Raw genomic sequence first — 1210 nt, 5'->3', positions numbered from 1 at the left:
AGCCTATTCTTTAAAAAAGAGAGTAGAATCGTTGCAAGAAGAAATAACATCTAGCAATTATGATAAAAAATAGAAATTTTTACTAATATAGTATATTTCATTTTTTAAACCACTATGGACAATTTAACGAAATCCATCTTTTATAGCGAAAAAGACTTTATAATATACTTATGGTTAATGTTAATCTCAAAGCTTCTTTATTTACGAATTACCTGAAAAATGATTCCAATGAAATCACGATTAAATATGATATTAGGAGTGAAGAAAATGATGATGTATTTTCAGCTAGACAAAGAACATGGTTTAAAACCTAGTACTACAGAGAATTATAATTGGCTAGTGATTGATGAAGAATCTAAAGATGAGTTACCTAATATAATTACACAGTTTCATCTGCCAAAAGATATTTTTGTAGCTGCCGATAGTTTAGATGAAATTTCCAGAATGGAATACCTTGAAGATACAACTCTAACACATGCAATTTCGCTCGTATTTTTTAACCTTTCTTCTGTCAACTCTTCTATTGAAGAGCGAATCAGTCCGATATCCTTTATACTTTCTGAAGAGTTGCTGATTATTTATGTTGGAAAAAATCGTCATTTTATGGAACAACTCTTTGAAAAACAAGTACCTTTTCATTCATTTGAGCAAATCATTCTATACGCTTTACTTAATATGAATCGCCATTTTATTGCAGGGCTTAAAGAGATAAAACAAATAATTGATAAGCTTGATCGAGCTGCACGTAAAACCACAGGAAGCAAAGAACTTTTCCAATTAGCAGATGTCGAAAGAGAAATTATTTTTATTGCACATGTTTTAGCTGATCAGAATCAGACATTGGACTACTTATGTAAGGATCATGAGTTTTTAGAGAGAGTTAACGACCAACGATTGGTTTTTGACGTTAAGCTTCGGCAAAAACAAGCATTAAAAACCGTTCAAATCTATCAGGATTTACTCAAAACAATCGGTGATTTATTTGCAAGTATGATTAGCAATAACTTAAATCAATTGATGAAATATTTAGAGTCGGCAGCACTTGTTTTGACTATTCCAACAGTTATTGGAGGAATTTGGGGCATGAATACCGGAGGATTACCAGGTAAAGAATCTCCCCTAGGTTTTTTCATCGTAATGGTTGGTATGTTTATTTTAACTGTTTTAACTGGCGTCTATTTAGCTAAGAAAAATTATTTTAAATAAAAAA

Annotated in this window: 1 protein-coding gene; it reads left to right on the top strand. The window is 30.9% G+C overall.

Annotation, left to right across the window (positions count from 1 at the left end; translation table 11 throughout):
• Window positions 1-267 precede the first annotated feature (267 nt).
• Window positions 268-1206, top strand: coding sequence for a magnesium transporter CorA family protein (locus BAU17_RS03055; RefSeq protein ID WP_161901350.1), 939 nt, complete (start codon window positions 268-270; stop codon window positions 1204-1206).
• Window positions 1207-1210: the final 4 nt, after the last annotated feature.

The sequence above is a fragment of the Candidatus Enterococcus willemsii genome, assembly GCF_009933335.1.
GTDB classification, from domain to species: domain Bacteria; phylum Bacillota; class Bacilli; order Lactobacillales; family Enterococcaceae; genus Enterococcus_F; species Enterococcus_F willemsii.
The sequence above is the reverse complement of the archived record's forward strand: the minus strand, read 5'-3'. Positions and strand labels throughout refer to the sequence as shown.

What these genes read in the sequence shown, in the direction of transcription:
- BAU17_RS03055 (WP_161901350.1), top strand. Translation starts at nt 268, where the DNA reads ATGATGATGTATTTTCAGCTAGACAAAGAACATGGTTTAAAACCTAGT.